This window comes from Lentisphaerota bacterium (assembly GCA_016873675.1).
Taxonomy (GTDB): Bacteria; Verrucomicrobiota; Kiritimatiellia; order RFP12; family JAAYNR01; genus VGWG01.
In genome coordinates, this window is sequence record VGWG01000218.1 from 1 (window position 1) to 1,543 (window position 1,543).

Here is a 1,543-nt window from a genome sequence, read left to right on the forward strand (position 1 = left end):
GCGCAACGATTCCGAAGCCCACGCCTGGATCGGGCGGTACGGCGGTGGCTTCGGTGGGCAGCCGATGTAGCGGAAGGCACGGAGGCGCTATGAAAGAGGAAGCCTTGGCCTTGGTTCGTGGCGTGTCTGATCCGGCGCAAGCCCTGAACCGGCTCCGGGAATACCTTCAGGCGTTCGTGTTGCGGTCGTTCCATGAAAGCGAGGCGTTCCGTCCGTTGGCCTTTGTCGGCGGAACGGCACTACGTTTCCTGCACGGTCTACCACGATTCTCTGAGGACCTCGATTTCTCGCTTGTCTCCGGCGATGGTTACGCGGGAAAGGTGTGGATGGCCAAGGTGAAGCGGGATTTGACGCTGGCTGGGTTTGATCCGGAGGTGACCTGGAATGACCGCAAAGTTGTGCATGCGGGCTGGGTGCGCGTGGCCGGAGTCCTCCATGAGGCTGGTTTGTCGACCATGCCATCCGAGAAACTGGCCATCAAGGTGGAGATCGATACGCAACCGCCGGTGGGGGCGCGCTGCGAACGCCGGGTCGTAACGCGCTACGTCACCTTCCTGCTGCAGCACTACGACTTACCATCGCTCCTGGCCGGGAAACTGCACGCTGCCATCACCCGCAAGTATGCCAAGGGGCGTGACTGGTATGATCTCATCTGGTATCTCTCGCAACGTCCGCCGCTGATCCCGAACCTGTCCTTGTTGCAGAAGGCGCTGGACCAGACGCAAGGGGCCGACCGTCTCGACGCGTCATCCTGGAAGGGACTGGTGCGGGAGCGCTTGATGGCATTGAACATTCAGGGGGTTCGCGATGATGTCAGCCCTTTTCTGGAACGGCCACAGGATGCAGCGCTGATGACGCATGAAAACCTGGAGGCGCTACTGGGGTGAGGGGTTATTGCTGGTAACTGTCACTTTGTGACAATCTTTGACAAGGAACAGACAAATGAAATCGTTGTGCGCGCGTCAGGTCCATCTGGATTTTCACACCTCGGAGCATATTGGCGGCATCGGCGCCCGTTTCCAACGACGCCAGTTTCAGGAGGCGCTACAACTGGGTCATGTGAACTCGATCACCGTGTTTGCCAAGTGCCACCACGGCTGGTCTTACTACCCTACGAAGGTCGGACAGCCTCACCCGCACCTGAAGATCAATCTGTTAAAGGCGCAGATCGAGGCCTGCCACGAAATCGGCGTTCGGGCGCCGATCTACATCACGCTCGGCTGGTCGGCCCGGGACGCCCTGCAGCACCCCGAATGGACCGTGCGTAAGCGCGACGAGTCCACCTTCGGCTTAAATGTGGACGCGAAAGCAAAGCCCTCCGACCGCCGCTCCGAATTTTCCTGGACATTCCTGTGTCCGGCCACGCCCTACCGGGACCTGGTCCTGGCACAAACCGAGGAGATCTGCCGGCGTTTTGACGTGGACGGTCTGTTCTACGATATCTGCGTGTGGCCGCCCTGCTGGTGCCCAACGTGCCGCGCGGGAATGAAAGCGGAGGGGCTCGACCCGGAGAAGGAAAGCGACGCCCAGGGCTTTAAGATCC

Annotated in this window: 2 protein-coding genes; both read left to right on the plus strand. The window is 60.4% G+C overall.

Annotated elements, in window-relative coordinates; translation table 11 throughout:
• Window positions 1–89: 89 nt before the first annotated feature.
• Window positions 90–887, plus strand: coding sequence for a nucleotidyl transferase AbiEii/AbiGii toxin family protein (locus FJ222_12820; protein ID MBM4165304.1), 798 nt, complete (start codon window positions 90–92; stop codon window positions 885–887).
• Between the two features lie 55 nt (window positions 888–942).
• The coding region (locus FJ222_12825; GenBank protein ID MBM4165305.1) for a beta-galactosidase at window positions 943–1,543 on the plus strand (601 nt) is incomplete at its 3' end.